22 protein-coding genes and 2 pseudogenes are annotated in these 26,438 nt (G+C 70.3%); 14 read left to right on the top strand and 10 right to left on the bottom strand.

Annotated elements, in window-relative coordinates; translation table 11 throughout:
- The first annotated feature begins 458 nt into the window (after positions 1 to 458).
- Together ACFOYX_RS25900 and ACFOYX_RS25905 are read left to right on the top strand one after the other, a co-directional pair.
- Positions 459 to 644, top strand: coding sequence for a hypothetical protein (locus ACFOYX_RS25900; RefSeq protein WP_109803481.1), 186 nt, complete (start codon positions 459 to 461; stop codon positions 642 to 644).
- A gap of 415 nt (positions 645 to 1,059) precedes the next feature.
- Positions 1,060 to 2,199, top strand: coding sequence for a low temperature requirement protein A (locus tag ACFOYX_RS25905; protein ID WP_322439388.1), 1,140 nt, complete (start codon positions 1,060 to 1,062; stop codon positions 2,197 to 2,199).
- Between the two features lie 438 nt (positions 2,200 to 2,637).
- Here ACFOYX_RS25905 and ACFOYX_RS25910 read toward each other — a convergent pair whose 3' ends face one another.
- The gene (locus ACFOYX_RS25910) at positions 2,638 to 3,519 is read right to left on the bottom strand and encodes a dihydrodipicolinate synthase family protein (RefSeq protein WP_322439389.1); all 882 of its coding nucleotides are present in this window, start codon (positions 3,517 to 3,519) and stop codon (positions 2,638 to 2,640) included.
- A 71-nt stretch (positions 3,520 to 3,590) separates the two neighbouring features.
- On the opposite strand from ACFOYX_RS25910, the gene ACFOYX_RS25915 reads away from it, so the two are divergent.
- Both ACFOYX_RS25915 and ACFOYX_RS25920 read left to right on the top strand, forming a co-directional pair.
- Complete coding sequence (locus ACFOYX_RS25915; protein ID WP_109803478.1) at positions 3,591 to 4,490, top strand: LysR family transcriptional regulator; 900 nt, start codon at positions 3,591 to 3,593, stop codon at positions 4,488 to 4,490.
- Between the two features lie 143 nt (positions 4,491 to 4,633).
- Positions 4,634 to 5,248, top strand: coding sequence for a dihydrofolate reductase family protein (locus ACFOYX_RS25920; RefSeq protein WP_322439390.1), 615 nt, complete (start codon positions 4,634 to 4,636; stop codon positions 5,246 to 5,248).
- 298 nt (positions 5,249 to 5,546) lie between these two features.
- On the opposite strand, the gene ACFOYX_RS25925 is transcribed toward ACFOYX_RS25920, so the two are convergent.
- Entirely contained in the window at positions 5,547 to 5,870 is a 324-nt protein-coding gene (locus ACFOYX_RS25925) for a DinB family protein (RefSeq protein ID WP_322439391.1), read from the bottom strand.
- Here ACFOYX_RS25925 and ACFOYX_RS25930 point away from each other — a divergent pair.
- On the top strand, positions 5,800 to 6,126 hold the full coding sequence (locus ACFOYX_RS25930) for a DUF664 domain-containing protein (RefSeq protein WP_322439392.1): 327 nt from the start codon (positions 5,800 to 5,802) through the stop codon (positions 6,124 to 6,126). The two genes, ACFOYX_RS25925 and ACFOYX_RS25930, sit on opposite strands and share 71 nt — an antisense overlap.
- Positions 6,127 to 6,163: 37 nt before the next feature.
- A pseudogene (locus ACFOYX_RS25935) lies at positions 6,164 to 6,448 on the top strand (hypothetical protein); the annotation flags it as partial.
- 155 nt (positions 6,449 to 6,603) lie between these two features.
- Here the strand turns inward: ACFOYX_RS25935 and ACFOYX_RS25940 are convergent.
- On the bottom strand, positions 6,604 to 7,308 hold the full coding sequence (locus ACFOYX_RS25940; protein ID WP_322439393.1) for a VOC family protein: 705 nt from the start codon (positions 7,306 to 7,308) through the stop codon (positions 6,604 to 6,606).
- A gap of 450 nt (positions 7,309 to 7,758) precedes the next feature.
- Between ACFOYX_RS25940 and ACFOYX_RS25945 the strand changes: the two genes are divergently transcribed.
- Entirely contained in the window at positions 7,759 to 8,187 is a 429-nt protein-coding gene (locus tag ACFOYX_RS25945) for a hypothetical protein (protein ID WP_322439394.1), read from the top strand.
- Positions 8,188 to 8,445: 258 nt separating this feature from the next.
- Here ACFOYX_RS25945 and ACFOYX_RS25950 read toward each other — a convergent pair whose 3' ends face one another.
- On the bottom strand, positions 8,446 to 8,574 hold the full coding sequence (locus ACFOYX_RS25950; protein ID WP_255420221.1) for a hypothetical protein: 129 nt from the start codon (positions 8,572 to 8,574) through the stop codon (positions 8,446 to 8,448).
- A gap of 56 nt (positions 8,575 to 8,630) precedes the next feature.
- Here ACFOYX_RS25950 and ACFOYX_RS25955 point away from each other — a divergent pair, with 56 nt between their 5' ends.
- The 3 genes from ACFOYX_RS25955 (at position 8,631) to ACFOYX_RS25965 (ending at position 12,543) form a co-directional block, all read left to right on the top strand.
- On the top strand, positions 8,631 to 9,068 hold the full coding sequence (locus tag ACFOYX_RS25955; protein ID WP_322439395.1) for an SRPBCC family protein: 438 nt from the start codon (positions 8,631 to 8,633) through the stop codon (positions 9,066 to 9,068).
- A gap of 356 nt (positions 9,069 to 9,424) precedes the next feature.
- Positions 9,425 to 10,780 carry a glycosyl hydrolase family 18 protein gene (locus tag ACFOYX_RS25960; protein WP_322439396.1) on the top strand — a complete coding sequence of 452 codons (1,356 nt, stop codon included), beginning with the start codon at positions 9,425 to 9,427 and terminating at the stop codon, positions 10,778 to 10,780.
- 338 nt (positions 10,781 to 11,118) lie between these two features.
- Positions 11,119 to 12,543, top strand: coding sequence for an aldehyde dehydrogenase family protein (locus ACFOYX_RS25965; protein WP_322439397.1), 1,425 nt, complete (start codon positions 11,119 to 11,121; stop codon positions 12,541 to 12,543).
- 117 nt (positions 12,544 to 12,660) lie between these two features.
- Here the strand turns inward: ACFOYX_RS25965 and ACFOYX_RS25970 are convergent, their stop codons facing one another.
- Positions 12,661 to 13,578, bottom strand: a complete 918-nt coding sequence (locus ACFOYX_RS25970; protein ID WP_322439398.1) for an AraC family transcriptional regulator — start codon at positions 13,576 to 13,578, stop codon at positions 12,661 to 12,663.
- 87 nt (positions 13,579 to 13,665) lie between these two features.
- Here ACFOYX_RS25970 and ACFOYX_RS25975 point away from each other — a divergent pair, with 87 nt between their 5' ends.
- The 3 genes from ACFOYX_RS25975 to ACFOYX_RS25985 all read left to right on the top strand — a co-directional run bounded on the left by ACFOYX_RS25975 (position 13,666) and on the right by ACFOYX_RS25985 (position 17,752).
- Positions 13,666 to 14,631, top strand: a complete 966-nt coding sequence (locus ACFOYX_RS25975; protein ID WP_322439399.1) for an SDR family NAD(P)-dependent oxidoreductase — start codon at positions 13,666 to 13,668, stop codon at positions 14,629 to 14,631.
- A 297-nt stretch (positions 14,632 to 14,928) separates the two neighbouring features.
- Positions 14,929 to 15,762 carry a helix-turn-helix transcriptional regulator gene (locus ACFOYX_RS25980; protein ID WP_322439400.1) on the top strand — a complete coding sequence of 278 codons (834 nt, stop codon included), beginning with the start codon at positions 14,929 to 14,931 and terminating at the stop codon, positions 15,760 to 15,762.
- Positions 15,763 to 16,126: 364 nt separating this feature from the next.
- Positions 16,127 to 17,752, top strand: coding sequence for a right-handed parallel beta-helix repeat-containing protein (locus tag ACFOYX_RS25985; RefSeq protein ID WP_322439401.1), 1,626 nt, complete (start codon positions 16,127 to 16,129; stop codon positions 17,750 to 17,752).
- A gap of 141 nt (positions 17,753 to 17,893) precedes the next feature.
- On the opposite strand, the gene map is transcribed toward ACFOYX_RS25985, so the two are convergent.
- A complete protein-coding gene (gene map, locus ACFOYX_RS25990) occupies positions 17,894 to 18,712 on the bottom strand; it encodes a type I methionyl aminopeptidase (protein WP_322439402.1) in 819 nt (272 codons plus the stop codon).
- A 76-nt stretch (positions 18,713 to 18,788) separates the two neighbouring features.
- Between map and ACFOYX_RS25995 the strand changes: the two genes are divergently transcribed.
- Entirely contained in the window at positions 18,789 to 19,082 is a 294-nt protein-coding gene (locus ACFOYX_RS25995; protein ID WP_109801270.1) for a helix-turn-helix domain-containing protein, read from the top strand.
- A 10-nt stretch (positions 19,083 to 19,092) separates the two neighbouring features.
- Here ACFOYX_RS25995 and ACFOYX_RS26000 read toward each other — a convergent pair.
- The 4 genes and pseudogenes from ACFOYX_RS26000 to ACFOYX_RS26015 form a co-directional block, all read right to left on the bottom strand.
- Positions 19,093 to 19,438: pseudogene (locus tag ACFOYX_RS26000) on the bottom strand (hypothetical protein); the annotation flags it as partial.
- A gap of 95 nt (positions 19,439 to 19,533) precedes the next feature.
- The gene (gene galE / locus ACFOYX_RS26005) at positions 19,534 to 20,640 is read right to left on the bottom strand and encodes a UDP-glucose 4-epimerase GalE (protein ID WP_322439403.1); all 1,107 of its coding nucleotides are present in this window, start codon (positions 20,638 to 20,640) and stop codon (positions 19,534 to 19,536) included.
- Positions 20,641 to 20,676: 36 nt separating this feature from the next.
- Positions 20,677 to 22,500, bottom strand: a complete 1,824-nt coding sequence (locus tag ACFOYX_RS26010) for a glycosyltransferase family 2 protein (RefSeq protein ID WP_322439404.1) — start codon at positions 22,498 to 22,500, stop codon at positions 20,677 to 20,679.
- Between the two features lie 686 nt (positions 22,501 to 23,186).
- On the bottom strand, positions 23,187 to 26,330 hold the full coding sequence (locus ACFOYX_RS26015; RefSeq protein ID WP_322439405.1) for a GH92 family glycosyl hydrolase: 3,144 nt from the start codon (positions 26,328 to 26,330) through the stop codon (positions 23,187 to 23,189).
- Between the last annotated feature and the right edge of the window lie 108 nt (positions 26,331 to 26,438).

Here is a 26,438-nt window from a genome sequence, read left to right on the forward strand (position 1 = left end):
CCGTGCGCACGAAGCCCGGCCACCACCCAGCGGCTGTCACTCCACATTGCGCTACCTGCCCACCGGCGCCGCCAGTGCGCCGGCATCGAGGCGTAGTACCACCGGGGGCCGCCGAGCGTCTTGTGGGCGGCGCAGCAGCACGGCGCCCACCTCCGGCCCGGCGTCCAGGCCGAACCGCTGCAGCCCGGGAGCGCCGACGGCACCCGGCGGAACGACCCGGCCCACGCGGCCGACCGCCTGGCCTGCTGATGCGCTGGACACCGGCGCGAGGGACGATGGCGTCATTGCAGAGCGGTTCCGGGTCTGGCCGGCATCGCGTCCCGCTCGGGTCGGCGGCCTTCACCGCCGCTCTACCACGGCTTGAGGGTCCGGGCGCACGGTGGCGTGGGATGGTTCCCTGTGGCGCCGTAGAAGCGACCGGTTCCGGCCGGCCGGATGCATGACGAGGAGGCAGCACCATGACGGATCCCGACACAGAGCTCCGGACCGAGTGGGGCCGGCACAGTGCGGGCCAGCAGATCGGTGGCACGACGGAGACCACGACGTCCCTGTCGGTCTGGGCTCGCGCCGCCCAGCTCGGCCGGGCCGGCGCTGACGAGGACGAGCCGATGGACGAGCACCACATCCTCCGCGGCCTCGAGTAGGACGGACGCGCATCCGCCGGTGCCGACGCCGAAGCGGCCGACGGCCGCTACCAGCTGGAGGTCAGCGAGCGGACCGCCGTCGAGGGCTGCCGCCCCGCCGCGATCCGTGAACGCGTGGCCGAGGAGGCTCGCGGCGCCGCACACGACGCCCGGCAGCCGGCGTCGACCGCCACCGGGTGGCATGGTCCGGAATTCGTCGGTGACCGGGTGGGCATCCGATAGCTTGGGCCGCAGGGCAGCGCCACGCCGACCAGGGCCGACGGTCCCCCGGGCGCGTATCGCGGAGGTGGGTGGCGGCTCAGCACCGATGGCGGTCAGGGCCGGACGTGGTCTCCGGGCGCTCGGCCGACCGAGGGCCGCGAGATCAAGAAGGCCTGCTCTGATGAATGGCGGACGTCGGCCGATAACGCGCACGATGATGATGCGTGGACAGCCGACGGATCTGCTGGAGCTGTTCTTTGATCTTGCGCTCATCGCCAGTCTGACCCTGACGTCGCAGAAGATGGCGAACGAGGACACCTGGACGGGCATGGCTCAGGCGCTGCTCGCCCTCTCGACGCTGTGGGCGGTCTGGGTCACCACCACGTCGTTCACGGACCTCTACAGCCCTCAGCAGCGACCCGTCCAGCTCGTGATCCTGGGGATCATGTTCGGCGGCATGCTGATGTCCGCCGCCCTGCCGACCGCGTTCAGCAGCCATGGCCTGGCCTTCGGCGCCACCTGGGCCGCAATCAACTGGGGTCGCGGGCTGGTGCTCATCGCATCGCTGCGCGGCCGGAGGGAGCGGGAGCGGCCGATCCGTGTCCTGTCGTGGAACACCGTTTCCGGCATCCTGTGGATCGTCGGCGGCCTGGTCCCCAATCCCGGTACGCGTCTCGCGGTGTGGCTGGCCGCGCTCGCCGTGGACTACGTCGCCTTCGGCTTCCGGTTCCCGGTACCCGGCCGGCCGCGACTGCCGCGGTACGACGTGGTGCCGGAGCACCTGGCCGAGCGGTACCAGCAGATCTACGTCCTCACCCTGGGTGAACTCATTCTGGTCACGGTCCTGACCCTGAGCGACATGCCGTTCAACCTCGGCCGGCTCAGCGCGTTCGCCATCGCGTTCGTCGCGGCCGTCCTGCTGTGGTGGAGCTACGCGCGTGGGGCCGGGGCGAGACTGAGAAGCGCGATCGAGAGGTCCCCGCATCGGTACCGACTGGTCCAGACCAATCCGTACGCCCACTGGCTGATGGTGGTCGGTGTGGTCGGCCTCGCCGCGGGCTTCGAACGGATCATCAAGCATCCCGCGGAACGCCCGGAGGCGGTCCTGACCGCGCTCACCCTGGGCGGCGTCGCGCTGTTCCTGATCGGCCGGGCCACCCTCGACCACGAGGTCCTCGGACGCATCCCGCTCTCCCACGCCGTCGGTGTCCTCGCCGCCGTCGCCCTGGTGCCGGCTGCCCCGCACCTGCCGAACCTGGTCCTGAGCCTCGTCGCCACGCTCGTCGTGCTGGGCGTCGCGGCCGTGGAGTTCGTCAGACGACAGCGCGAGGCCGGCTTACCGGCGCCCCCATGACCTGCGGAGCGGCACGTCGGCGAGCACCTTGGCCGCCTCGGCGTCCACCCGCGCCGGCGTGACGATCTCCGCCGGAAGCGCGGCCAGCCAGGTGCGCACGTCGACGCGAACGACATCGGCGAGAACCGCGGCCCGGGCCGGTGCGACCCTGATCCACCACGGTCCTCGCCTTCACCACCGCAGCAGCGCTTGGTCTCGCATGGCTCACCGCGGTAGTCGCCCGGCTGGCCACTGCCTCGGCAGCACCGCAGCGATAGCCGACACGCAGGCTCACGGACTGCCACCGATACGCACATTCCATGATTCGCCACGCCCTACGACATTTCCCAACCCCGACCGACCCGGTCAACGTTTCTGGTCAGAGCACCAGCGCGGCCCTCATGCCGCTGGTCACCCGGTCATACCGATGAGGGATGTTTCGCGAACTGGGCTCGTCGGTTAGGTCGTGGCGCCGAGCAGGGCACCGGCGTGGCGCAGCGCCGCCTGTGTGGTGTCCGGGCGGGCCGGCAGGAGGGGCAGTCGTACCGCGGCGGTGGGAATGCGGCCGTGCGCGTGCAGAACCGCCTTGACGACGGTCGGGTTGGGCTCGGCGAACAGCGCCGTCGACAGGACCGAGAGACGGCGCCCGATCATTCGCGCTCGGCCCGCGTCGCCGGTGCGCCACGCGTCGGCCAGCTCCACGAACTGGGCCGTGGCGACGTGCGCCGAGGCCACGATGCCGCCGTGCGCACCAAGTGCCAGAAGCGGCGAGATGAAGGCATCGTCGCCGCCGAGCACGGCAAAGCCGTTCGGCGGGTCGGCGAGGAGCGCGAGGGTATCGGCATCGATCCCGCCGACGGCGTATTTGACGCCGACCACACCTGGTAGGTCCGCCAGCCGCCGCAGGGCCTCCGCAGACAGATACTGCCCGGTCCGGTACGGGACGTGATAGACGACGAGCGGTACGGGGCTGGCGGCGGCGAGGTCGGCGAAGTAGGCAAGCACTCCCGCCTCACCCGGGCGCATGAACGGTGGCACCAGGCTCAGCGCAGCCACCACCTCTGGCCGGTCCCGCAACGTATGCAGAGCCGCTGCCGTGCCAGCGCCGACCAGCAGCTGCGCGGAGCGTTCCCGGCAAACCCGAGCGGCGACGTCGACCACGGCGCGTTGCTCGGGGCCGCTGAGCGCGGCCGGCTCTGCGGTGGTGCCGAGCGCGACCACGCCCATCGCTCCGGCGTCCAGTACCTGGTGCGCGAGGGTTTCCAGCGCGTCGAGGGCTACGGCCCCGACGGCGTCGAACGGGGTGATCAGCGGAACGTACACACCGGTGAGAGTCGTCATCCGTCCAGCCTGTGACGTCCAGGCACTGAAGGTCCAGTTCATCTTTCTCCACAGACTCGTAAGCTCAGCTAATGCTCGACGTTCGCCGACTGCGCCTGCTGCGCGACCTGGCTCACCTTGGCACGATCGCTGCCGTCGCCGAGGCGCACACGTACACACCGTCGGCCGTCTCTCAGCAGCTGGCCGCGTTGGAGCGGGAGGCGGGCGTGCCGCTGCTGGAGCGCACCGGCCGCCGGGTCACGCTCACCCCGGCCGGTGCGGTCCTTGTGCAGCACGCTGAGACCGTCTTGGCCGCCCTCGAGCGGGCGACCGCCGCGTTGGCCGCCGCGGGCACCGGGCTGTCCGGTCCGCTGCGCATCGGCGCGTTCCCCACCGCGGTGCGCACGCTGCTGCCGGCCGCGCTGGTCACGCTCGGTCGCGAACATCCGGGGCTCGAGCTGATGGTGAGCGAGCTGGACCCGGCCGCGATGCCGGACGCGCTGCGCGACCGGCGGCTCGACGTGGGGCTGATGCACGACTACGACGTGGCACCGGTCGAGCCGGACCCCGCCCTGGACGGGGCGCCTCTGCTGGACGAGACGGTATTCCTCGCTGTGCCCGCCGCTGCTCGCGCGGCAGCGGACACCGACCCGATCCGCGGGGCCAGAGACGCCGCCTGGATCGTGGGCAGCCCCGGCACCCTCTGCCACACCGTCGCGCTGCGAGTCTGCCGGACGGCCGGCTTCATGCCCCAGGTGCGCCACCACGCCGACGACTTCGCCACGGTACTGGCGCTGGTCGCGGCCGGCCAAGGGGTCTCGCTGGTGCCACAGCTCGCCGCAGCGCAGCCGCCCGCCGGGGTCCACCTCGTCCCGCTGCCCACCCGGAGACGGACCCGCATCACGTATCGGCGGGGGGCGGCCACCCACCCGGCTGTGGCCGCGTGCGTCACCGCGATCCGCGCGTCCACCATGGCCTACCTCGGCCAGTGAGCACCACTGGGCCGCCGCACCCGGCATCACGACGAGCTCGAAATGCCGACTCTCCGTCGGGACGGGTCTGTGGCCGGCCGATGAGTTTGGGATGATGCGCCGGTCTACCTACCGACACCACCTGACTCGAAGGGATCACCCCGATGGCAAAGGTCATCTCCACCCTGTTCATCTCGGCCGACGGTGTGGCCGAGATCGACCCCGATTGGCACTTCCCGTACTTCGACGAGAACATGGGCCGCGCCGTCGGCGAGGACTATGACACCGCTGACGTGCTGCTCATCGGCCGCGAGACCTACGACAGCTTCGCCGGAGCCTGGCCCGACCGTGAGGCCGCGGGTGGGGACGACGCGCCGTTCGCCAAACAACTCGGGGACGTGCGCAAGGTGGTCGTCTCGCGCCAGCCGCTGGAGTTCACCTGGCGCAACTCCGAGCTGATCAAGGGCGATCTCCTCGATGCCGTCACCTCGCTCAAGGCCGATGCCGGCATCAGAGGCATCCTCATCCCCGGGTCGATCTCCGTGGTGCAGCAACTGCTCGCCGCGGGACTGGTCGATGAGCTGCGCCTGCTGGTGCATCCGGTGGCGGCGCGTAAGGGTCGCAAGCTGTTCGACGACGGCGACGCGCCGTACCACCTGAGAATGACGGCGACGGAGGCGTTTCCGACGGGCGTGATCCGCGTGATCTACGCGCCGACCGCAGCACCCACCAAGGTCGGTTACGACGAGGTCAAGGACCAGGTACCCGGAGAGAAATAGCCGCCTTCGCGGGGAGGATCGCCACAGCGGCGCCACATCCGTCGGTCGGCGATGTGATCGTCTGATACCGCCACACGTAGGCGCGATCCGCGGACAAGGACCTCACGTCCCCGGCAGCGCAGTGCTCACCTACCTGATCCCGCGCACTGTCATGCCGCTGATGGTGCGCGGCCAACATGCCGAGGACCGGGCAGTCGGTCCGACGTCGATCAGGTCGCCTTCCGTGTCGCGCCTGTCCGCAGGGCGTCGAGGTCCCGTTCGGCGAACTGCCGGTGGTGCCACTCCTCGTTCAGGACGATCAGCAGGCACTCGCGTACCGGGAAGCTTTCCGGCGGCGGCCAGCCGGTCCCCTCGACGGGCTCGGTGCGGCTGGCCAGGGACTCGTCGGCAGGCCGTCGACCACCGCGCGCACGGTCGCCATCCGGTCGCGGCGCAGCGCCAGGATCTCGTCGAGCGAGGGACGGGCCTCGCGGTCCCGCGGGATCCCCGGGGTGTCCGGCATCTCGTCCCGCGGCAGGTCGAGCGGGTCCCACGGCGAGGGATCGCCGAGGATGGCCCGCCGCACCCACGCGTCGGTGGCGAACACCAGGTGGCGCAGGGAGCACTCAGACGCGACGATCATCGCCCTGACGATCGATTCACCCGGCTACGTGCCCTGGTGGCCGCGCCCACAGGTCACGCTGCTCACCATCCTGGTCCACATGCTCACCGAGACGAGCCGTCACGCCGGACACGCCGACATCCTGCGCGAACAGCTCGACGGCTTGACAGGTACAGCAGCCGGAGACGCCAACGCCCAGCGCGACGCGGCCTTCTGGGAAGCCAGACGCACGCAGATCGAGCGGGCCGCCAAGGCAGCCGGTCCTACCATTGCCTGAGGCGCGTTCGTGAGCCGGTGATCGTCGCCGTTGAGCGGTGGTTGACGATGGTCGGGTGCAGGTGATCTCGGCATCGCGTCCGGAGTGGATCTACCCGTTTGCCGGGCTTCGCCCGGTCCAGTTCCGCCGCCCGGAGGACCAGATCGCCATCGTCGCCGGCACCCTCGTGCCGACCCGCGACCACCGCCTGGCAACCCGTCGAAGAACTACCGCCTCTCGGCCAACCTGCAGGTCGCCATTCGACGCCAACACCCGCCTGGTCATCGCCCTTGGCCAGCCGCGACCGGGCAACCGCAACGACACACTCGTCTACCGCACCAGCGTCGGCGTGTCTGCGCGATCTGGGTCGATGGGTTCGGTGGTGCCGGGGTGATGAGGTATCCGGCTGGTGGTGGGATGAACGCGGCGGGCCGGACGCGGAGGGAGGGGTCCGGCAGCAGGCCGCCCTGACCCACTGGGCAACCCGGCGCGCTGTGGTCAGTTCCCTTTCACGCAGAACTCGTTGCCGTCGGGATCGGCCAGCACGACGGCGCCGTCCTCACCGACCTCGAGCCGAGTGGCCCCGAGGGAGACCAGCCGGTCGACCTCCGCTTGCTGGTCGCCACCGGCCGGGGCGAGGTCGAAGCGATGCCGGTTCCTCACCTCTTTCGGGGCCACGGGCGGGCCTCCCCACGCGACCTTGGTGCCGCCGTGCGGTGACTGGATCGCGGTCTCCTGGTCCTGGTCCCACACCAGCGGCCAGCCCAGCGCCTCGCTCCAGAAGAGGCCGACCTCACGGGTGCCGTCGCAGGCGAGCTCCCCGAGCAAGCCGCACCCGGCGAGGAAGGCGTTGCCCGGCTCGATCACGCAGAACTCGTTGCCCTCGGGGTCGGCCAGGACGACGTGCCCCTCCTCGGGGCGCTGCCCGACGTCGAGGTGGCCGGCGCCGAGCCCCAGCGCCGTCGTCACCGTGTGCTGCTGGTCGGCGCGGCTGGCGCTGGTCAGGTGAAGGTGCATGCGGTTCGGCCCCACCTTCTCCGCGCGGCTCGGGACGAACCGGAGGCTGAGCTGGGTGTTCTCGCCAGGCAGGAGCGCACCACCGGCGTCCTCGACGACCTCCCGGCCAAGCACGCCGGCCCAGAACTGCGCCAGGCGAGCCGCGTCGTGCGCATCGAAGGTCACCGTCAGCATTCGCGAGAGCATCACCGCACAGTAGACACGGGCCAGCAAGACAACAAGGCTAAACTGGGGCCGGACGTATCGCGAGTGGCGCAGGGCGCGTGATGACAGTCGCGCGCCAGATATCCGCGCGCACTGCCATGGTCGTGGTTCCCTTACCTGCAAGGGCGTTGGCGTGGATGGCACCAGTGACCAGACGCACGTACGGGGCCGGCCCGCTCCGGCGAGGCAGTGCGCTCTTTGCCGCAGGTCGTGCGCGCCGGCTGGACGCACGCCATCGCCTACAGTGGCCAGCGCTCGGCACCGCTCGGCACTCCGCAACTGCCGAATTGAGGACGTCCGCCGGGTCGGATCTCTGGCCAGGGCAGCTGGGTTCTTTACGCTCGTGATCCTCATGCCGGATCCTTAGCTCTGGGAGATCACCGACTATCCGGCAGGGAGCACGCTCTATCGGGAGAGCTCGGATCCGAGGACGTGGCTCGTCGTCGGTGGTCTGCTGCGGGTCTACATGGCCTCTCGGGGGGACGGCAGCTGACGGTTCGGTATGCGCGCACCTGCGACGTGTTGGGGATCGCGGTTCTCGTCGGAGGGCCGGCCGATGTCGGCCTTCAGACGCTGGCCGAGCCGAGGCTGTTCCGGATCGACTCACCGACGTTGACGGCGCCGGCGCTGCGCGATGCCCGAGTTTCGTGGGCGCTGGCGGAGGAGCTGAACCGAAGGCTGTACGAGACGCTGCAGCAGACCGCCATCAACGCCTTCGGGTCGCTACGGCAGCGGGTGGCCGCGCATCTGCTGGATCTCGCCTTCGCTGAGCAGCGGCTGGTGGTGACCTCACCGGACAGCATCCAGATCCTCGACCCGGCAGGGCTCCACGACCAATCCTGGTACGCGACCGCCCCGTGACGAACTGCCCGCGTGACGTCCGCTACGCGGCGCCGCTACCGAAGTCACTGACATACCTATGAACCAGGCGAAGGCTGGTGTCGACTCGCCCGATCAGGTCGGCGAGCACAATAGAGGGGGCCACATGTCCAGCGTTGCTGCCACATCGAAGGCGGAGAAGTCACGAACGACCAGACCCTGATGCCGTTCCCCGAGTCGCTCGACGTCATGGGCGACGGCTCGCGGGAGGTCACCACTACTGCTGGCCGGTGATCTCACCTACGGGGCGGACTGCTGGAACGACGCCAGCTTCCCGGCGTCGGCGACCGGAGCCAAGTCGCCAAGACCACCGACCAGGTACTCGCCCTCAAGCAGCGGATGCCGGGCCCGGTCATCCTGTTTGCCCACGACCCGCCTGCGGCACAGCTCCTGCTGCGCAGCGCACAGTGAGGAGATCGGCTCAGATGAAGTTCACCAACACGGTCACGATCAACCGCCGGCCCGCCGAGGTGTTCGGGTTCCTCGCGCACTTCGAGAACCTGCCGCTGTGGAACTACGCGATCAGCGAGACCCGGAAGATCTCCGGCGGCGCGGTGGGCGTCGGCTCGCACTACCGGCAAACCCGGACGCTTCCCACCCGAAGCGAGGAGACGTTCGAAGTGACCGAGTTCGAGCTGGACCGCCGACTCTCGATCCGAGGTGCTCTCGGGCCTTTCCACTCCGAGGCTACCTACCTGTTCGCCCCGACGGAAAACGGCACCACCCTCACAAACACCATGAATCTCCAGCCCTCAGGTCCGCTGCGGCTCATTGCGCCGTTGGCGGCTTCCGGCGTCAAGTCGGCGGTGGCCGCCAACCTCGGCACTCTCAAACGGATCCTCGAAAAAGGGCGGCCGACCTGACGACGGATGAACGCGAAGACGCACTCTTCTGCCTCGGACAACGCGCGGATCCTGACAGGGCGCTCTCACTCTGGGTAGTGGTCGCCTGAGGCGGCCGGCGCCAAGGTCAGACGGCCGCGCTCGGGTGGCGTCGAGACTCGCGAACATGGACGTCCGCCGTACCTGGGCGGCGCACAGCCTGAGCACCACTGTGGAACACGGTGGTGCGTCTGGCATCCACGTTCGCCGCCGTCCTCTCCCTGGGTGGCACCGGCGCGGCCTCTTTCACGCCGTGACCCAAGTGCTGACAGAGCACGGCCCGTTTACATTTAACAAAGTTTACTGATAACCTCGGCGCATCGATGAGGAGGCATATGATGCGACTTCGACCTGGGCTGACTGCCGTGCTCGGTGCCGCCGCACTGCTGGCCGCCGGCGCCGCCCTACCGACCGCCACCGGACTGGCCGCCAGCGCCGGCGAGACCGCACTGGTGGCCTGCTCCGCCCCCGCCTGGGCGGAAGGCGTCACCTGGACCGCGGGCAGCCGGGCCACCTACGCCGGCCGCCTCTACCAGGCGCTCGTGACGCACACCCCGCCGGTGGGCGCCGGCTGGACCCCGCCCGCCACCCCGGCCCTCTGGACGGACCTCGGCGCCTGCACCGGCACCCCGACCCCGACCCCGACCACGTCCTCGCCCTCCCCCACCCCGTCGCCGACCTCCTCACCCACGGCCACGCCGTCGCCCACCCCGACCACGTCGGCTCCGCCCGGCACGGGCACCTGCGCGACCAAGCCGCGGCCCACCGGCAAGGTGCTCCAGGGGTACTGGGAGAGCTGGGACGGGGCGGCCAACGGAGTTCACCCGCCGCTGGGCTGGATCCCGATCACCGATTCCCGCATCCGCGGGCACGGCTACAACGTGGTCACCGCCGCCTTCCCGGTGATCCGCTCGGACGGCACCGTGCTCTGGGAGGACGGCATGGACACCGGCGTCAAGGTGCCCACCCCGGCCGAGATGTGCCAGGCCAAGGCCGCCGGGCTGACCGTCCTGCTGTCGATCGGCGGCGCGACCGCCGGCATCGACCTCAGCTCCGCCGCAGTCGCCGACCGGTTCGTCGCCACGGTGGTGCCGATCCTCAAGAGGTACAACTTCGACGGCATCGACATCGACATCGAGACCGGGCTCACCGGCAGCGGCGACATCACCCGGCTCTCCACCTCGCAGGCCAACCTGGTCCGCATCATCGACGGGGTGCTCGCACAGATGCCGGCCGGCTTCGGGCTGACCATGGCGCCGGAGACCGCGTACGTCACCGGCGGCAGCGTCACCTACGGGTCCATCTGGGGCGCCTACCTGCCGATCATCAAGCGGTACGTCGACAACGGCCGGCTCTGGTGGCTGAACATGCAGTACTACAACGGCAGCATGTACGGCTGCTCCGGCGACTCGTACGCCGCCGGTACCGTGCAGGGGTTCGTCGCGCAGACCAACTGCCTCAACGCCGGCCTGGTCGTGCAGGGCACCACCATCCGCGTCCCGTACGACCGGCAGGTCCCCGGCCTGCCCGCGCAGTCCGGGGCCGGCGGCGGCTACCTGGCGCCGTCCTCCGTGGCGCAGGCCTGGAACACATACCAGGGCGGCCTGAAGGGTCTGATGACCTGGTCGATCAACTGGGATGGGTCGAAGGGCTGGACCTTCGGCGACAACGTCAAGGCCCTCCAGGGCCGTTGACCCTGCGGGACCCCGCCACCCGGGGTGCACCGGGTTGCGCCGGGCTGCCGGAGCGGTCCGGCGCCACCGAGGTCGGGCCGTGCTTCTGCTGGCACCGTAGAAGCGAGCGTGTGGTAGACCTCCAGGCGTTCCGCCGGGATCGACGCGCCGCGCACCGCGCACAGGCCGTTTGCGGCAGGGCGGGGCGAACGCCCCTTGGGACGTGGCGCGGCGAGTTCGCCCGGCCGCCCTCGGCTGAGGTGCCGGGACGCCGGTGCCGTGCCGCGCCGGCCAGGGACCGCCGAGTCCCGGACAAGCCGTCCCTGGTTCGGGTCCTGCGCCAGTGCGACGGTCGAGCCATGACTACTTCCGCCTTCACCGTCACCGGCCACTGGATCGGTGGCGAGATCGTCGCCGGCTCGGCCGGCACCCTGCCCGTGGTGAACCCGGCGACCGGCGACCTCGTGGCCGAGGTGCCGGCCGGGACGGCCGCCGACGTCGACCGTGCCGTCGCCACCGCCCGGGCCGCCTTCTCTTCGTGGGCGGCGACCACCCCGGCCGAGCGGGCGGCCGTGCTGCGCCGCGTCGCCGCGGGCCTCGCCGCCCGTCAGGAGGAGATCGCCTCGGCGATCACCGCCGAGATGGGCTCCCCGATCGCGATGTCCCGCACCGCCCAGGTCAGCTTCCCGGCGGCGGTGATCGAGTCCGTCGCGGGTCTCGCCGACGACTTCCCCTGGACCGAGGAGATCGGAAACTCCCTGATCGTGCGCGAGCCGATCGGCGTGGTGGCCGCGATCACCCCGTGGAACTTCCCGCTGCAGCAGATCGTGTCCAAGCTGGCCCCCGCGCTTCTCGCCGGGAACACGATGGTCTTCAAGCCCTCCGAGAACGCCCCGCTGACCGCGCGGATCCTCGCCGAGGTGACCGACGGGGCGGGTTTGCCGCCCGGGGTGTTCAACGTGGTGTACGGCACCGGCCCGGTCGTCGGCGAGGCGATCTCCGCCCACCCGGACATCGACATGGTCTCCTTCACCGGCTCCACCCGGGCCGGCCGTCGGATCTCCGCGGTGGCCGCCGAGACGGTCAAGCGGGTCACCCTGGAGCTGGGCGGCAAGGGGGCGAACATCGTCCTCGACGACGCCGACCTGCCGAAGGCGGTCGCCACCGGCGTGATGATGGCGTTCGCCAACGGCGGCCAGGTCTGCGGCGCGTGGCCGCGGATGCTGGTGCCCGCCGCGCGCCAGGAGGAGGTCGTCGCGCTCGCCGTCGAGGCGGCGCGGCGGTTCACCGTCGGCGACCCGACCGACGAGCCGACAGTGCTCGGTCCGATGGCCTCGGAAGCGCACCGGCAGAAGGTCGACGGGTACATCGCCCGCGGCGTCGCCGAGGGCGCGCGGCTGGTGTTCGGCGGCCCGGGCCGCCCCGAGGGCCTGGAGAAGGGAGCCTACGTCCGGCCGACCATCTTCGCCGACGTCGACCCGCGCTCCGCGATCGCCCAGGAGGAGATCTTCGGTCCGGTGCTGACGATCATCCCGTACGCCGACGAGGAGGAGGCCATCGCCATCGCCAACGGCACCGTGTACGGCCTGACCAGCGGGGTCTTCGGCGAGCCGGAGCACGCGCTGGCGGTCGCCGCGCGCCTGCGGGTGGGCCAGGTCGACGTCAACGGCGGGCAGTGGAACCCACTCGCCCCGTTCGGCGGCTACAAGCAGTCGGGCAACGGCCGCGAGTTCGGCCGGTTCAGCCTGGAGGAGTTCCTGGAGACCAAGTCGATTCAGCGGTGAGGAACGGCCGCCCCGGCCCGAGCCGCCGGGCCGGGGTGGCCGCGTGTAGTGCGGTGACTGACATTCCTCGAGGATCCCCGCCGCCCCCGCCGTGCTGGGCGCGCCGACCCGGGCGGTTCAGCCGGCACGGGTGAGGTGACTGCGGTAGGCGCGCGGTGAGAGGCCGGTGGTGCGTTTGAAGGCGACGCTGAACGCGCTCTCGGAGCCGTAGCCGACGGCCCGGGCGATGGTGGCGACGGTCTCGCCGCCGCGTCGGATCTGGTCGGCGGCGAGTTCGATCCGCCACTCGGTGAGGTACTCCAGCGGGCCCTTGCCGACCCGGTCCTTGAACCGGGCCGCCAGCGTGGACCGGGAGACGGCCGCCACCCGGGCCAGCTCCGCCACGGTCCACGGGTGGGCCGGGCGGGCGTGCATGGCGCGCAGCGCGGCCGCGACGGTCGGATCGGCCAGCCCGGCCAGCCAGCCCGAGCTCCGGTCGGGATCGTGGGCGAGGTGCACGCGCAGAATCCGGATCAGCATGACCATCGCGAGGTGCTCGGCGACCAGGGTGGCCCCCGTCGGTCGGCGCCCCAGCTCGGCGTCGATCTCGCCGACCGCCCAGCGCACGGTGGCGGCCTCGGGCGTGCCGGCCGGGACATGGAGGACCGGCGGCAGGCTGTCGAGCAGCAGCGCGCGGGCCCGCCCGGTGAAGGAGAACGCACCGCCGATGAGGAACACCTCGTCGCCATCGCCGGCGCGGGCCACGCCGTCGACGGCCGCCGCGAAGAGGGGATGCGCCGGTTCGGCCGGCACATTCAGGTCGCTGGCGAGCGTGAACGCGACGGGCCGGGTCAACAGGTAGCAGTCGCCCTCCGCAAGGTGGACGGGATCCGGCACGTCGTCCACTTCCAGCCAGCAGCTGCCCCGCCGGACGGCGTTGAACTTGAGCCCGGCGGGTGGCGGAAACCGGACCGCCCAACGCCCACCGGCGGACATAGCGGCGGACACGTGACCCGTCGCGTCGAGCAGGGACAGCACGTCCTCCAACGGGTCCACGGGCACCCCCTCCTCTGGACGTACGCTAAAGAGTGACGGAGTCCAGACTATAGGCAGTCCAGGTGGGGCGCTCGTAGCGTTGCCGGCATGACAGCCACCGCACGCCTGACCACCCCGTTCACCGCCCGCGCCACCGCCGCGGAGATTCTCGACGGCGTCGACCTCACCGGACGCCGGATGATCGTCACCGGCGGTGCCTCCGGCATCGGCGCCGAAACCGTCCGCGCCCTTGCGCGCGCGGGGGCGGAGGTGACGGTGGCCACCCGCGACCCTGACCGGGCCGCGGGGCTGGTCGAGGAGTTTGCCGGACCGGGCGCGGGCAGCATCCGGGCGGCCGCGCTCGACCTGGCCGACCTCACCTCGGTCGACGCCTTCGTCGCCGGCTGGCAGGGCCCGCTGCACGCCCTGGTCGCCAACGCCGGGATCATGGCGGTCCCGGACCGGCGGCTGACCGCCGAGGGCTGGGAAATCCAGCTCGCCACCAACTACCTGGGCCATTTCGCGCTCGTCCGGGGCCTGCACGACAGGCTCCGGGCCGCCGGCTCGGCCCGGGTGGTGGTGGTCAGTTCCGGCGCCCAGCTGCGGGCCGGGGTCGACTTCGACGACCCGCAGTTCGCGAGACGCCCGTACGACCCGTGGACCGCGTACAGCCAGTCGAAGACCGCGGGCGTCCTGCTCGTCGTCGGCATCGCCCGACGGTGGGCCGCGGACGGGATCACCGCCAACGCGCTCGCCCCGGGGTACATCCACACGAACCTGCAACGGCACCTGGACGACGACACGATGCGCGCGTTCGGGGCGATGGACGAGGCGGGCAACCTCATCACGCCGTCGTACTACAAGAGCCCGGCGCAGGGTGCCGCGACCTCCGTGCTGTTGGCGGCGTCACCGCTGCTCGAGGGCGTGACCGGCCGGTACTTCGAGGACAACCAGGAGGCGGAGGTGGTACCGGGCGGCCCGGACCCCGCCGCGGGGGTGGCCGAGCACGCGGTGGACCCGGTCGCCGCCGACTGGCTCTGGGCCTACGCCGAGCAGGTCTTGACCTCCCGCTGAGCGTGCGGCGCGCGCCACCTCGCCTGCGGCGCCGTGCGCCCCCGCGTCAACGCCCGGGCCGGGTAACCCTCCGCCCGCTCCCTGCGGTAGCTGGCCCATTCCGCCCGGCTGACCCGCCGCTCGACCCGGCCCGGCTGAGCCAGGGACCGGCCGACCCTGGATCCGCCCCACCCGCCGCGGGACGGTGGGTGGGGCGGCGGAACACCGGCGCCGAGATCACCTGTTGTGACGAGATGCGGGCGCCGCTTCCGGTGCCCACCACACGCCGATCCACCGCCCGGTGGGAGGAGGAACGCCATGGACCGCGCCCAACTCGCCGGCTTCCTCCGCACCCGTCGCGAGGCGTTGCAGCCGGAGGACGTCGGGCTGCCCCGGGGCCGACGCCGGCGCACCGGAGGGCTGCGCCGGGAGGAGGTCGCGGCGCTCAGCGACATGTCCACCGACTACTACAGCCGGCTGGAGCAGCAGCGGGGCCCGCACCCCTCCGAGCAGCTGCTCGCCGCGCTGGCCCGCGGCCTGCGGCTCACCCTGGCCGAGCGTGACCACCTGTTCCAGCTCGCTGGCTACGCCGTCCCACACCGCGCCGTCCGGGCCGACCACGTCAACCCGGGGATGATGCGGATCCTCGACCGGCTCCAGGACACCCCGGCGCAGGTGGTGAACCACCTGGGCGAGACCCTGACGCAGACCGCGCCGGCGGTCGCCCTGCTCGGCGACGAGACCCGGTACAGCGGGCTGGCCCGCAGTCTGCACCACCGCTGGTTCACCGACCCGGCCACACGGCTGCGGCACCCGGATGAAGACCACCCCATCCACAGCCGGCTCATCGCCGCGCACCTGCACGCCGCCTACGCCCGCGACGGCCGGGGGTCCCGCGCCGCGGCGATCGTGGACGCCCTGCTGGCCGCCAGCCCGGAGTTCGCGGAGCTGTGGCGGGAGCACCCTGTGCAGGGGGCGTACTGCCCGCCGAAACGCTTCCGGCACCCCGAGGTCGGCGACCTGGAGCTGCACTGCCAGACCCTGGTGGACCCGGACGAGTCCCAGATGCTGCTGGTATTCACCGCCGCGCCCGGCTCGGAGAGCTACGAGAAGCTGCAACTACTCTCCGTCATCGGCGACCAGCGCGTCTGACCCGTGGCGGTGCGCTCCGACGGGTGGGTCCGGGCCGCGCCCGGCTCATCGGCTCCTGGACAGTCGTTCGTGCAGGCGGCCAGGGCCAGGAGCGGCGACTACGCCGAGCACTGCGGCGCCCGCACCGGGACATCCACGGTGATCGTTTCCAAGGGGCGTACGTCGGGTTACGAGACGTCCCTCCAGTAAGCACCAAAGCGGCCTAAAGTACAGATAGGGGATGTTTGGGGCGGTGTGTCGGGTTGGGAGAGGGCGGTAGGAGTCCTTGATAGCTGGTACAAATGGGCAACAGAGTGAGGTTGATCTGCCGGCGGACCTGTCAGGGCCGCCAGCCACCCGCCGTTCACGTCGGCGAATCGTCGCGGTGCTGGTGCTGGCGCTGGCGGTGTTCCTCCCCATGCTTGCGCATGTTCTCGAGCTTAGGTCGAAACGGGTAGCCGCTCCGCCCATGATCAACACGTACCATGTCAGCCCAAGCGGGGACGATTCCCTCGACGGCTCGTCGCCCGCCACAGCATGGCGATCGCTGGACAAGGCCGCCGCCTTCGCCTTCAAGCCGGGAGACAAACTCCTACTCGAAGGGGGTGCGCACCTCCGTGGGAGCCTGACCTTCGGGCCCGGCGATGCGGGTGACGCGGCAAATCCGGTCGTCGTCGGCACATACGGCGCCGGTCGTGCCACGATCGTGGCCGCCGGCGGCGCGGGGATCAGGGTGCACAACACAGCCGGCGTCGAGATTCGTGACCTGGTGATCGTCGGCGGCGGGGCGGACAACAAGACCACCGGCGGGATCGAGCTGTACTCCGACCTGACCGACGGCCGGAAACTCGACCACGTGGACATCTCCGGGGTCGAGGTGAGCGGATTCAAGAACGGAATACAGATCGGCGCTGGCCCGAATTCTACCGGCTTTCGTGGCGTACGGATCCGTGCTGCCAACCTGCACGGCAACACGGAGAATGGGCTGATCAGCTTCGGACCTCGCTTCGACGCCGCGGCGCCGCGCTATGCCCACGAAGACGTCGTCGTGTCGGATGTCGAGGTGCACCACAATGCGGGAGACCCGACCAATCACTTTAGCCACACGGGAAGCGGAATCGCGCTCGGAAGTGTGCGAGGCGGGCGCATCGAGCGGTCCAGCGCGCACGACAATGGGAGGTCGGCCGCGGCGCCCGAAGGTCCGGTCGGCATTTGGACCTGGGATTCGACCGGCGTGGTCATGGAGCGCAACGTCTCATTCCGCAACCACACGGCCGGCCAGAAGGACGGCGGTGGCTTCGACATGGACCAGAACGTGTCCTCGTCAGTCCTGCAGTACAACCTGTCCTACGACAACGACGGCGCCGGCTACTTGCTCTACAGCGGCCAACTCAATGCCGCGCACACCGGCAACATCGTCCGTTTCAACATAAGTATCAACGACGCCCACAAGCTGCCGGAGTACGCGGGTATCCATCTGGCCGGGTCGGTTAACAACGCCGAGGTCTACCACAACACCGTGGTGATGGAGGCGAAGGACTGGGCACCCGCGGCCATCCGCTTGCAGAATTTCTTTCGTGGGTTGTCCAACGTCGTCCTGCGCAACAACCTGATTGTCTCGGGCGGGACCAACCTGGTGATCGCCGATGACTTCTCGACGGCCGATGTCTTGTTGCAGGGCAACAACTTCTTCGCCGAATCGGGAACCTGGGCCGTTTCGTGGGCCGGCGCGTCCTATGCCAATATGGGAGATTGGCGCGCGGCGACCGGGCAGGAACGCCTCGGGGCGAAGGTCGGCGGATCGAGCGCAGACCCGCGTTTCGTGACGGCCGATCGCTCCGGCTCCCCGGCCCAACGGGCGCAAGCGCTCACGCCGCGCCGTGATTCGCCACTGGCCGGCCGCGCCCTCAACCTCCGGTCGCGTTTCAATGTCGATCCGGGACCGGTGGATTTCCTGGGTCGGCCGCTCGTCGGGGCCGGCACCGTCGGGGCCATCCAGCCCGCCGCCTAGTTCTAGTGCTCCAGAAGGAGATCCGTTTTGACCTGCTGTGGCGGTGTGGCGGTGGGCTGAGGCGTGCGGCTGGGACTTGCTCAGGAAGCTGCGGCAGGCCCCTCCCTGGAACGCCCTGAGTCACGTCCGGCGGGCAGTGGGTCAGGAGGCTGTGGCGGACTTTTTGGTGGGGTCGGCCGAGGTGGGGCCGTGAGTGGGGCGGCGGGTCAGGACCTGGGGGCCGGAAGCCGTGATGGCGACTGTGTGTTCGGAGTGGGCGGTGCGGGAGCCGTCGGCGGAGCGGATCGTCCAGCCGTCGTTGTCGAACTTGATTTTGTCGGTGGAGCGGCAGAACCAGGGCTCGATGGCGATGGTGAGGCCGGGGTCGAGTTTCATGCCGCGGCGGGCGCGGCCGTTGTTGGGGACGTGCGGGGCCTCGTGCATGGTGCGGCCGATGCCGTGGCCGCCGAACTCGGCGTTGACGCCGTAGCCGTAGGAGTAAGCGACCTCGCCGATCGCGGCGGAGATGTCGCCGAGGCGGCCGCCGGGCTGGGCGGCGGTGATGCCGGCCTCCAGTGCGACCTCGGTGGCCTCGATCAGCTTCAGGTCGGCCGGGTCGGGGGTGCCGACGATGACGGAGAGCGCGGAGTCGGCGACCCAGCCGTCGATGCCGGCCGCCATGTCGATGCTGAGCAGGTCACCGTCCCGCAAAACATAGTCGTGCGGCAGGCCGTGCAGCACCGCGTCGTTGACCGACAGGCACAGCACGTTGCGGAACGGGCCGCGGCCGAACGAAGGGGCGTAGTCCCAGTAGCAGGATTCGGCGCCACGTTCCTTGATCCGGCGGCGGGCGTGGTGTTCGAGGTCTACCAGGTTGACGCCGACTGCGGCGACACCGCTCAGCTCGGCGAGCAGCTCGCCGACGAACTGGCCGGTCACCGCCATCCGGCCGATCTCCTCGGCGGACTTGAGCTCGATCACGACAGCCTCCCTCTCCGTATGCGGTATTTTTATACCACGCCAGGTCGGGGCTGCTCCGGAGGGATATCCTGCTGGCATGGTTCGCCAACCACTCACCGCCGAACAGATCGCAGCGGGCCAGCGCCTCGGAGCCGCCCTCCGGGCCGCGCGGGCCGGCCGCAGCCTCGTCGAGGTGGCCCTGGCAGCCGGCATCTCCCCCGAGACGCTGCGCAAGATCGAGGCGGGCCGCCTTCCCGCACCCGCGTTCGGCACTGTGGTCTGCCTCAGCCACGCCCTCGACGTCCCCCTCAGCGACCTGGCCGACGTCTGGCTGGCCGACATGCCCATCCGCCAGGCGTCCGGGAGACCAGCCGCCCAAGTACTCCAGTAGGAGATCCGTTTCAGGGTTCCGTGAGGGCTTGCCGGGTGTAATGGCTGGTCTTGGCGGCAGCGTGATGCCTGCGTCGGAAGAGGGACCAGGCGATGACGTCGGCGGCCCGCCGTGCCGGGTCGATGATCAGGTCGTGGAAGAGCCGGCGTAGTTCGTTGACAGTGATCGCGATCAGGCCGGCCGTCCGGGCTGCTGGTGGTGACGGCTGTTGCGGTGGCTCACCGGTGGTGCGGTTGCGGCGGATCAGCAGCCAGTGCTGCGTGCTCGTCGGTGGCCTGCGGCAGGGTGACGAACGCGCAGTCGTAGTAGCGGTCGCCTTTCGCCCCGTTGCCGGCAGAGATTCGCTGCCGCGAACGCGCCCGCATCCGCGGCGAACGCCAACAACGCTGGGCCGCCCATGACCGAGAACCGCGTGATCCATCAAACCCGGTGAACGTTCATGGTGACCGCACTAGTTCGCCCGAGTCCTTGTCATCGGGTCCGGCGTATCGAGCGATCGCGCCGTTGGGATGGCGGGCCGCCCCGTCAGGTCGTCGTCGAATCCGGCGGGATTCAGCAGCTGGAACCGCCACGCGTCCCGGCACATCGCGGCGAGGTTCCGGGTCGTGCGCCAGCCCCACTTCCGGGCCGCCGCGCCAGGGTCGGCAACCAGTTTGGCTACATCACCTTGCCGCCGTTCGACGATGTCGTACGGTAGGGACTTCCCACAGGTCGCGCTGACCGCCCGTACGAGCTCCAGGACTGACGTCCCCACGCCAGTGCCGAGATTGAGGATGTCCAGTCCCGTCACCTCGTCGAGACGCTCCAGTGCGATGCGGTGCGCCTGGGCGACGTCCATGACATGTATGTAGTCGCGCACCGCCGTACCGTCCGCGGTGGCATAGTCGCGGCCGAAGATGCTCAGCCGTTCGAGCCTGCCGATTGCGACCTGCATCAGATAGGGCATGACGTTCTGCGGGATGCCGCGGGGGTCCTCGCCGAGCAACCCGCTGGGATGTGCGCCAACCGGGTTGAAGTATCGCAGCGAATAGGCCGCCAGCTCCGGGTGCTGCCGGCAGGCGTCGGCGATGATCTGTTCGCACATCCATTTCGATCTGGCGTACGGGTTCGTCGGCCGTGGCGGGGCCTGCTCGTCGATCGGGATCCGCGCCGCCTCCCCGTAGATGGAACACGATGAGGAGAAGACCAGGCGGTGTACGCCGTTTTCCCGCATGCTTCGCAGCAGGCTCGTCGTGCCACCGACGTTCGTGTCGTAGTAGTCGACGGGGATCCACACCGATTCGCCGACAGCCTTCCTCCCGGCGAAGTGGATGACCGCATCGATGGTGTTCTCCGCAAAGATCGCCGAGAGCGCCTGGTGATCACGTACGTCGGCCTCGTAGACCCTCAGCAGGGGGCGGCCCGCCACCTTCTCGACCCGGGCCGGTGCCGCTGGTGAGCTGTTGGAGTAGTTGTCGACAATGCACACCTCGTAGCCATGCTCGAGCAACTCGACGCAGGTGTGGCTGCCGATGAAGCCGGCGCCGCCGGTCACCAGGACAGTCTTCGGACCAGACATGAGGATCTCCTTCCGGTGCGTCCGCGCATCGGGGCGTTATCGGGTAAAGAGCGGCACCGCGGGGCCGGCATAGTTGGCGATGGCCGCCGCGAGCGGGAGGAGCGCCACGACGCCGACGAGCAGGGGTCCGGCGGCGGTCGGGACGGCTGACCGTACGCGCAGCCGGGCGGCCCGGGCTGCCTCCACCACATGCAGGGCGGGTACCGCGAGGCCGGCCACCGCGTAGCAGAGTGCGCCGAGAATGCAGAGGAAGACGTACCCCGGAGTGTGTGTCGACCGCTCGCCGAGCAGGGCGGCCGCGGACAGCGCCACGGTGATCACCGCATAGGGCAGGACGAGTCGGGTGGGGAGTGGCTCCAGGCCGGTGCGTGCCTTGGGGGTGACCTTGAACGAGACCTGCCTGGGCCGCACGTTCAGCCGCGTCGCGGCTAGGACGCCCCAGACGACGTACGGCCAGCGGGTCAGGGCGAACAGGACACCTTCCCAGCTCACGACGGGCACGGATCGGGGGCGTAACAGCCCGCGCCGGCGGAGCAGCAAGGTCAGTAGGGGCAGCCACAGCGATACCACGAGCAGGCGGGCCAGGAATTCCAAATAGTTGACGTTGACCCACGGCAGCCCGGTGACCACCGCGAACGGCGGCAGGGCGAGGCCGACGACGGTCACGATCGCCAGTAGCGGGTAGTAGTACAGCTGAAACGCGAAGCGCAGCCGCAAGGCGGCGCCCATCCGCCGCAGGTGATCCGGCGCGAGGTCGTAGAGCAGCATGGTGAGGCTGCGCGACCACTGGAACTCCTGGATCAGCATATCGGCGACGGTGAGCGGGCCGTCGCCGTGCGCCTCGGCGTCGATGGCGAAGGCGCCGTGCCAGCCGGCGGAGGTGAGCAGGAACGTCGTGGAGAAGTCCTCGGCCAGTTCGGGGCCGAGACCGCCGATGTCGCGCAGCGCCTTCGTCCGTACGGCGTAGTGCGAGCCGATGCACAAGGGAGCGAGGCCGCGGTTGAGGCCTAGCTGAACCGGGCCGTGATAGGTCGCCTCGCGGTGCAGCCGTCCCCGCGCCGACCACGAGTTCGCGCTGTTGGCGTCACACACGCTCGGTGCGGCGACGTAGCCGATGGCGGGATCGGCGAACGGTCGCGTGATCGCGGCAAGATAGGTTGGTTGGGGCACGTGGTCGCAGTCGAGCTGGGCGACGGCATCGTAGTCCCAGTAACCCCAGTGGTCGTAGAAGTAGGCGAGGTTGCCTTCTTTGCAGCGGGTACGGCGAGGCCAGGTCGCCCGGTGGTAGGCGGCCACGCCACTTCGACTGGCCACCCGGACCCCGTTCGCGGCGCACCATCGCAGGGCCTGCTCGGACGGCTCCTCGTCGCAGAGCCAGACGTCGTACGGGTAGGGAAACTGCTGGGCCAGCATCGCGGTGAGGGTGCGGTGGGCGAGCGACCAGGGTTCTGCCGGTGCGCGGGTCACCACAAAGGCCACCCGCAGCCGCGGCACCCGGAGCGCGGGATTGACCTGCCGCAATCGCGAGACGGCGAGGAGGTAGTAGGCGGGCAGCCCGGTCAGATACAGCAGAAGCAGACTGTTCAGGGCCAGTCCCGCCCAGCCGACGCGGTGCTCGGGTTGCCACCACCACAACCAGAAGGCCACGAAGGAGGTCGCCCAACCGGCGGTCAGCCCGGCGACGGCCACCCGGTCGCGCCGGCGCAGGGTCGATACGAAGGTGGATGGCCGGGTGGCGCGCAGGTGCCGGAAGGGCGCGAGGGTCGGTCCACCGGGCCCGGCGTGTAGGACATTGCCGCCCGAGAGATTCCGGATCTCGGTTTCGAGCGCCTCGAATGCTGGCGGAGCCGGCGCGCTCATGCCGCGGTCCGTGCCCGCTGCCCGGCCCAGATCTCCGGCGGTCTCCCCGATCGCCGGACGTCCTCGCCGAGACGGTAGTGCCGACCGGAGTGTTCCCTACCGGGTGCGTCCGCCCGACGAGGCCCGGCGGCTCGTCGATTCCCCGAAGTCTGCACGTGCACTTGCGGTCCCCGTATCTAGATCGATGATTGTCGATGCCATAACGCTGAGTGGTTCCAGTTCCGTCCGACGGGGGCAGTCTCGGCCAGCGCAAAACCGACTAAAACGATGCTAGCGGCGGCAACCTCGCAGGCGCTGGGGATTTGCGCATAACGGACATCGCCAGGGGGTGGCTACCTCACGCCGCCGGGGCACCAGCCTCTTCGCTGGGATCGGCGTCAGACCGGGCGCCCGGTCGGAGGCCTTACCAGGACGGCCAGCCGGCGCACCGCGTCGGGGCGTACCTCCGGGTGTGGGTGGGCGAGGATCCGCTCCAGCTCCGCGCGCCGGCCGGCACGCCGGGCGCGACCGGCTCGCCATAGTCGGGGACCGGCCTCTGCTTCACCGGCCTCGGCGAGCGGGATGGCGCGACGCCGGTTCCCGGCGGGGAACCGGCGTCGCTCATGGTGACGCACCCGCACCGCGTGGGCGTCCCCCCGCCCACGGCCGGCGGTCCACCGCCCTGGCCGGGAGGCGGGTGGCACACCTCAGGTGCCGTAAACCTCCACCTCGTAGAGGCGGGCCGCCGCATCGGTCGTCTGCGTCGGGGTGAGAATGTTCAGCCGCAGGTACCTACCGGTGGCCGTGACCGGCGTGTTGGTGACGTCAGCGGTGTTGCCCCGGACCTGCGCGGCAGTCGTCCAGATGGAGCCGTCGGCGGACACCTGCACGTCGAAGTCCCGGGTGTTCCAGGCGCGGTCCTCGCCACCGGCGCCGGCGTGGTAAACGGTGACCGTCTGGATGGGGTGGGTGCCGCCCAGGTCGATGCGGAGGAACTTGGTCGCACCACCCGAGCACCACTTGTCGGAGGTGCCGCCGGTGGTGCTGCCGTTGACAGCCTTCTCCGGCCCCTCCGTGCTGGCGCACTGCGAATCGGCGGTGGCCGGCCGGTTGAGCGCCAGGTTGGTCGGGCCGCTGCCGCCGTACACCTCGAACTCGTCGATCCGGGCCGCGGTGTTCCCGTTGTTGGTCGGGGTGCTGACGTTCAGGCGGACGTAGCGGGCCGTCGCGGCGGAGATCGGGTGGTACGTGCGGCTGGACCGGTTGCCGGACACCGTCGCCCGGGTCGTCCAGGTGCTGCCGTCGGTGCTGGTCTGGATGGTGAAGCCGCCGGTGTTCCAGCCGGTGTTCTCGGCACCGAGTCCGGCGTGCTTGACGACGAAGGACCGGACGGTCTGGTTCGTCCCGAGGTCGACCTGGAGGGTTTTCGTGCCGGCAGCGAGGGAACACCACTTGCTGGTGCTGCCGAGCCGGCCGTCGAACGCCTTTTCCGGGCCTTCGGTCGCGGCGCACGGGGTCGAGCCCGTCGCCGGTTTGCCGGCGGCCAGGTTGGGGCCCAGGTCGGGAGCGGCGGGCGGCGGGGTGAACCCGTCGGTGAACGACGGCGGCACATCGGCGGGGTTGGTGCCCCACGACGACGGCGAGCCGCCCATCGTGTACGACAGCGTCGCCCCGCCGGCGAGGTCGCCGTACCGCAACCAGGCGCGCTGGGTCGATGTGCCGTTGACCGACAGGTTCTGGACGTACTGGTTGCCCTGCCCGGCGCTGGCGGCGTTGATCTGGAGGTCACCGGCCGGCCGGTCGACCAGGATCGACGGGAACAGCGGGCCGTGCAGGGCCAGGGTGTCCGCGCCCGGTGTCGGCGGATACATCCCGAGCGCGGACCAGACAAACCACGCGGAGGTCGCGCCGAGGTCGTCGTTGCCGGGCAGGCCGCCGGCCCCGGTGGTGAACGACTCGTTCATCACCCGCCGGACCGCGGCGCTGGTGCCGGCCGGCGCCGCCGCGAAGTGGTACGCCCACGGCACCCCGTGCTCCGGCTCGTTGCCGATGTAGAAGTACGGCTGCGACTGGCCACCGTTGGTCTGGGTGAAGTGGTGGTCCAGCCGTTGGAGCGCGGTCTGCCGCCCGCCCAGCAGGTTGATCAGGCCGGCGAAGTTGTAGGGCACCATCCAGGTGTACTGCGAGGCGTTGCCCTCGACGTAGTTGGACTGGCTGGCGGGGTCGAGCGGCCACGGCCAGGTGCCGTCGGCGTTGCGCGGGTGGATGTAGCCCGACTCGGTGTTGAAGACGTTGCGCCACCATTGGGCGCGCGCCATGTGGGTGTCGTACGTGGCGGTGTCGCCGAGGGCCCGGGCGAACTGGGCGACGGCGAAGTCGCTCGCCGAGTACTCCAGCGAGTCGGAGGGGTCGCCGTCGATGTACTGGCGCTGGACGTAGCCGCTCTGCCGGCCGCGGATGGGGCTGCCCTGCATGGTGCCGCCGTTGGAGCTCTTCTTCATCAGCGCCAGGGCGGCGGCGGTGTCGAAACCGCGGGCGCCGAACTGGTAGAGACTGTCCACGATGATCGGCCCGGGGTCGCCGGTCATGACGAAGGCTTCGTTGGTGTTGTGCGACCACTTGGGCAGCAGGCCACCCTGTTGGCCGTCGAGCACCATGGACTTGGCGATGTCGGTCGCCTCGGCCGGCGCGATGAACGCGATCAGCGCCGCCCAGGAGCGGTAGATGTCCCAGCCGGAGTAGTTCTGGTAGACGGTGTGGCCGGCGGTGTGGATGGCGTTGTCGAAGCCGCGGTACTGCCCGTTGACGTCGTTGGACACGTTGGGGTTGATGAAGACGCGGTAGAGCGCGGTGTAGAACTTCTGCAGGTCGGCGGCGGATCCGCCGGTGACCTGCACCCGGTTGAGGATCGCGTTCCACTCGGCGTCGGCGCGGGAGCGCACCGCGTCGAAGTCGAAGTTTGACTGCTCGGCGGCGAGGTTGGCCTGGGCGCCGGCCTGGCTGACGAACGAGATGCCGACCCTGACCTGCACGACCGGGTTGGTGGACGTGTCGAAGGTCAGGTATCCGCCCGAGTTCGTGCCGCTGGTGGTGGTGGAGCCGGCGCTGACGGTGCCGCCCAGCCAGGTGCCGACGCCGGTCGGGGCGCGGTCGAACTCCATCCGGTAGAAGATCTGGTAGGTCTTGGAGTTGCCGCAGAAGCCACCTCCGGTGACGCTACCGGTCACGGTGGAGCCGCTGATCGTGATCGAGCCGCTCCGGCTGCCGGTGGCGCTGCGACTGGTGTTGATCAGGACCCGCGCCGTGTTGGTCGACGGGTAGGTCAGGCGCAGGGCGGCGGTGCGGGTGGTGGCCGCGGCCTCCACGCGGGTGTTGCCGTAGTTGCTGAGCACCGCCTGGTAGAAGCCGGGGCTGGCCTGTTCCTGGCTCTTGTTCTGGGTGGCGCGGTAGGACGTCCAGGCGGTGCCGGGTGAGGTGCCGATGGCGCCGGTCATCGGCAGGATGCCGAGGTCCTCGTTGTTCGCGCAGCCGGCACCGTTGAAGTGGGTGAGGCTGAACTCCTCGATCTGGGCGTCGCTGTATCGGTAACCGGACGGCGAGGCGGTGGGCGTGTCCGGGCTGAGCTGCACCATCCCGAAGGGCTGCACCGGGCCGGGAACGGTGCTGCCACCGGCGCCACCTGGGACGGGGTTGGGGGCGCTGCTGTCGTCGGTGCCGATGAACGGGTTGACGTACTGGGTGAGGTTGAGCGACGCGGCTTGGGCGGGTGAGGCGACGGCGAGCAGGGATGTGCCGGCGACGGCGGTGGCGGCCAGCAGGCCGAGCAGACGGGACGGGCCTGGTCGGAACATGTCCGGTACCTCCTTGGGGTGCGCGGGTGGCAGCCTCAGTGACAACGTTGTCATTGAACGCTGTCGAATTCCTGTGTAGACCCTTCAAGAGGCAGGTGTCAATGAGGA

Origin of the sequence: Micromonospora sp. GCM10011541 (genome assembly GCF_042650725.1) — a bacterium.
GTDB lineage: Bacteria > Actinomycetota > Actinomycetes > Mycobacteriales > Micromonosporaceae > Micromonospora > Micromonospora sicca.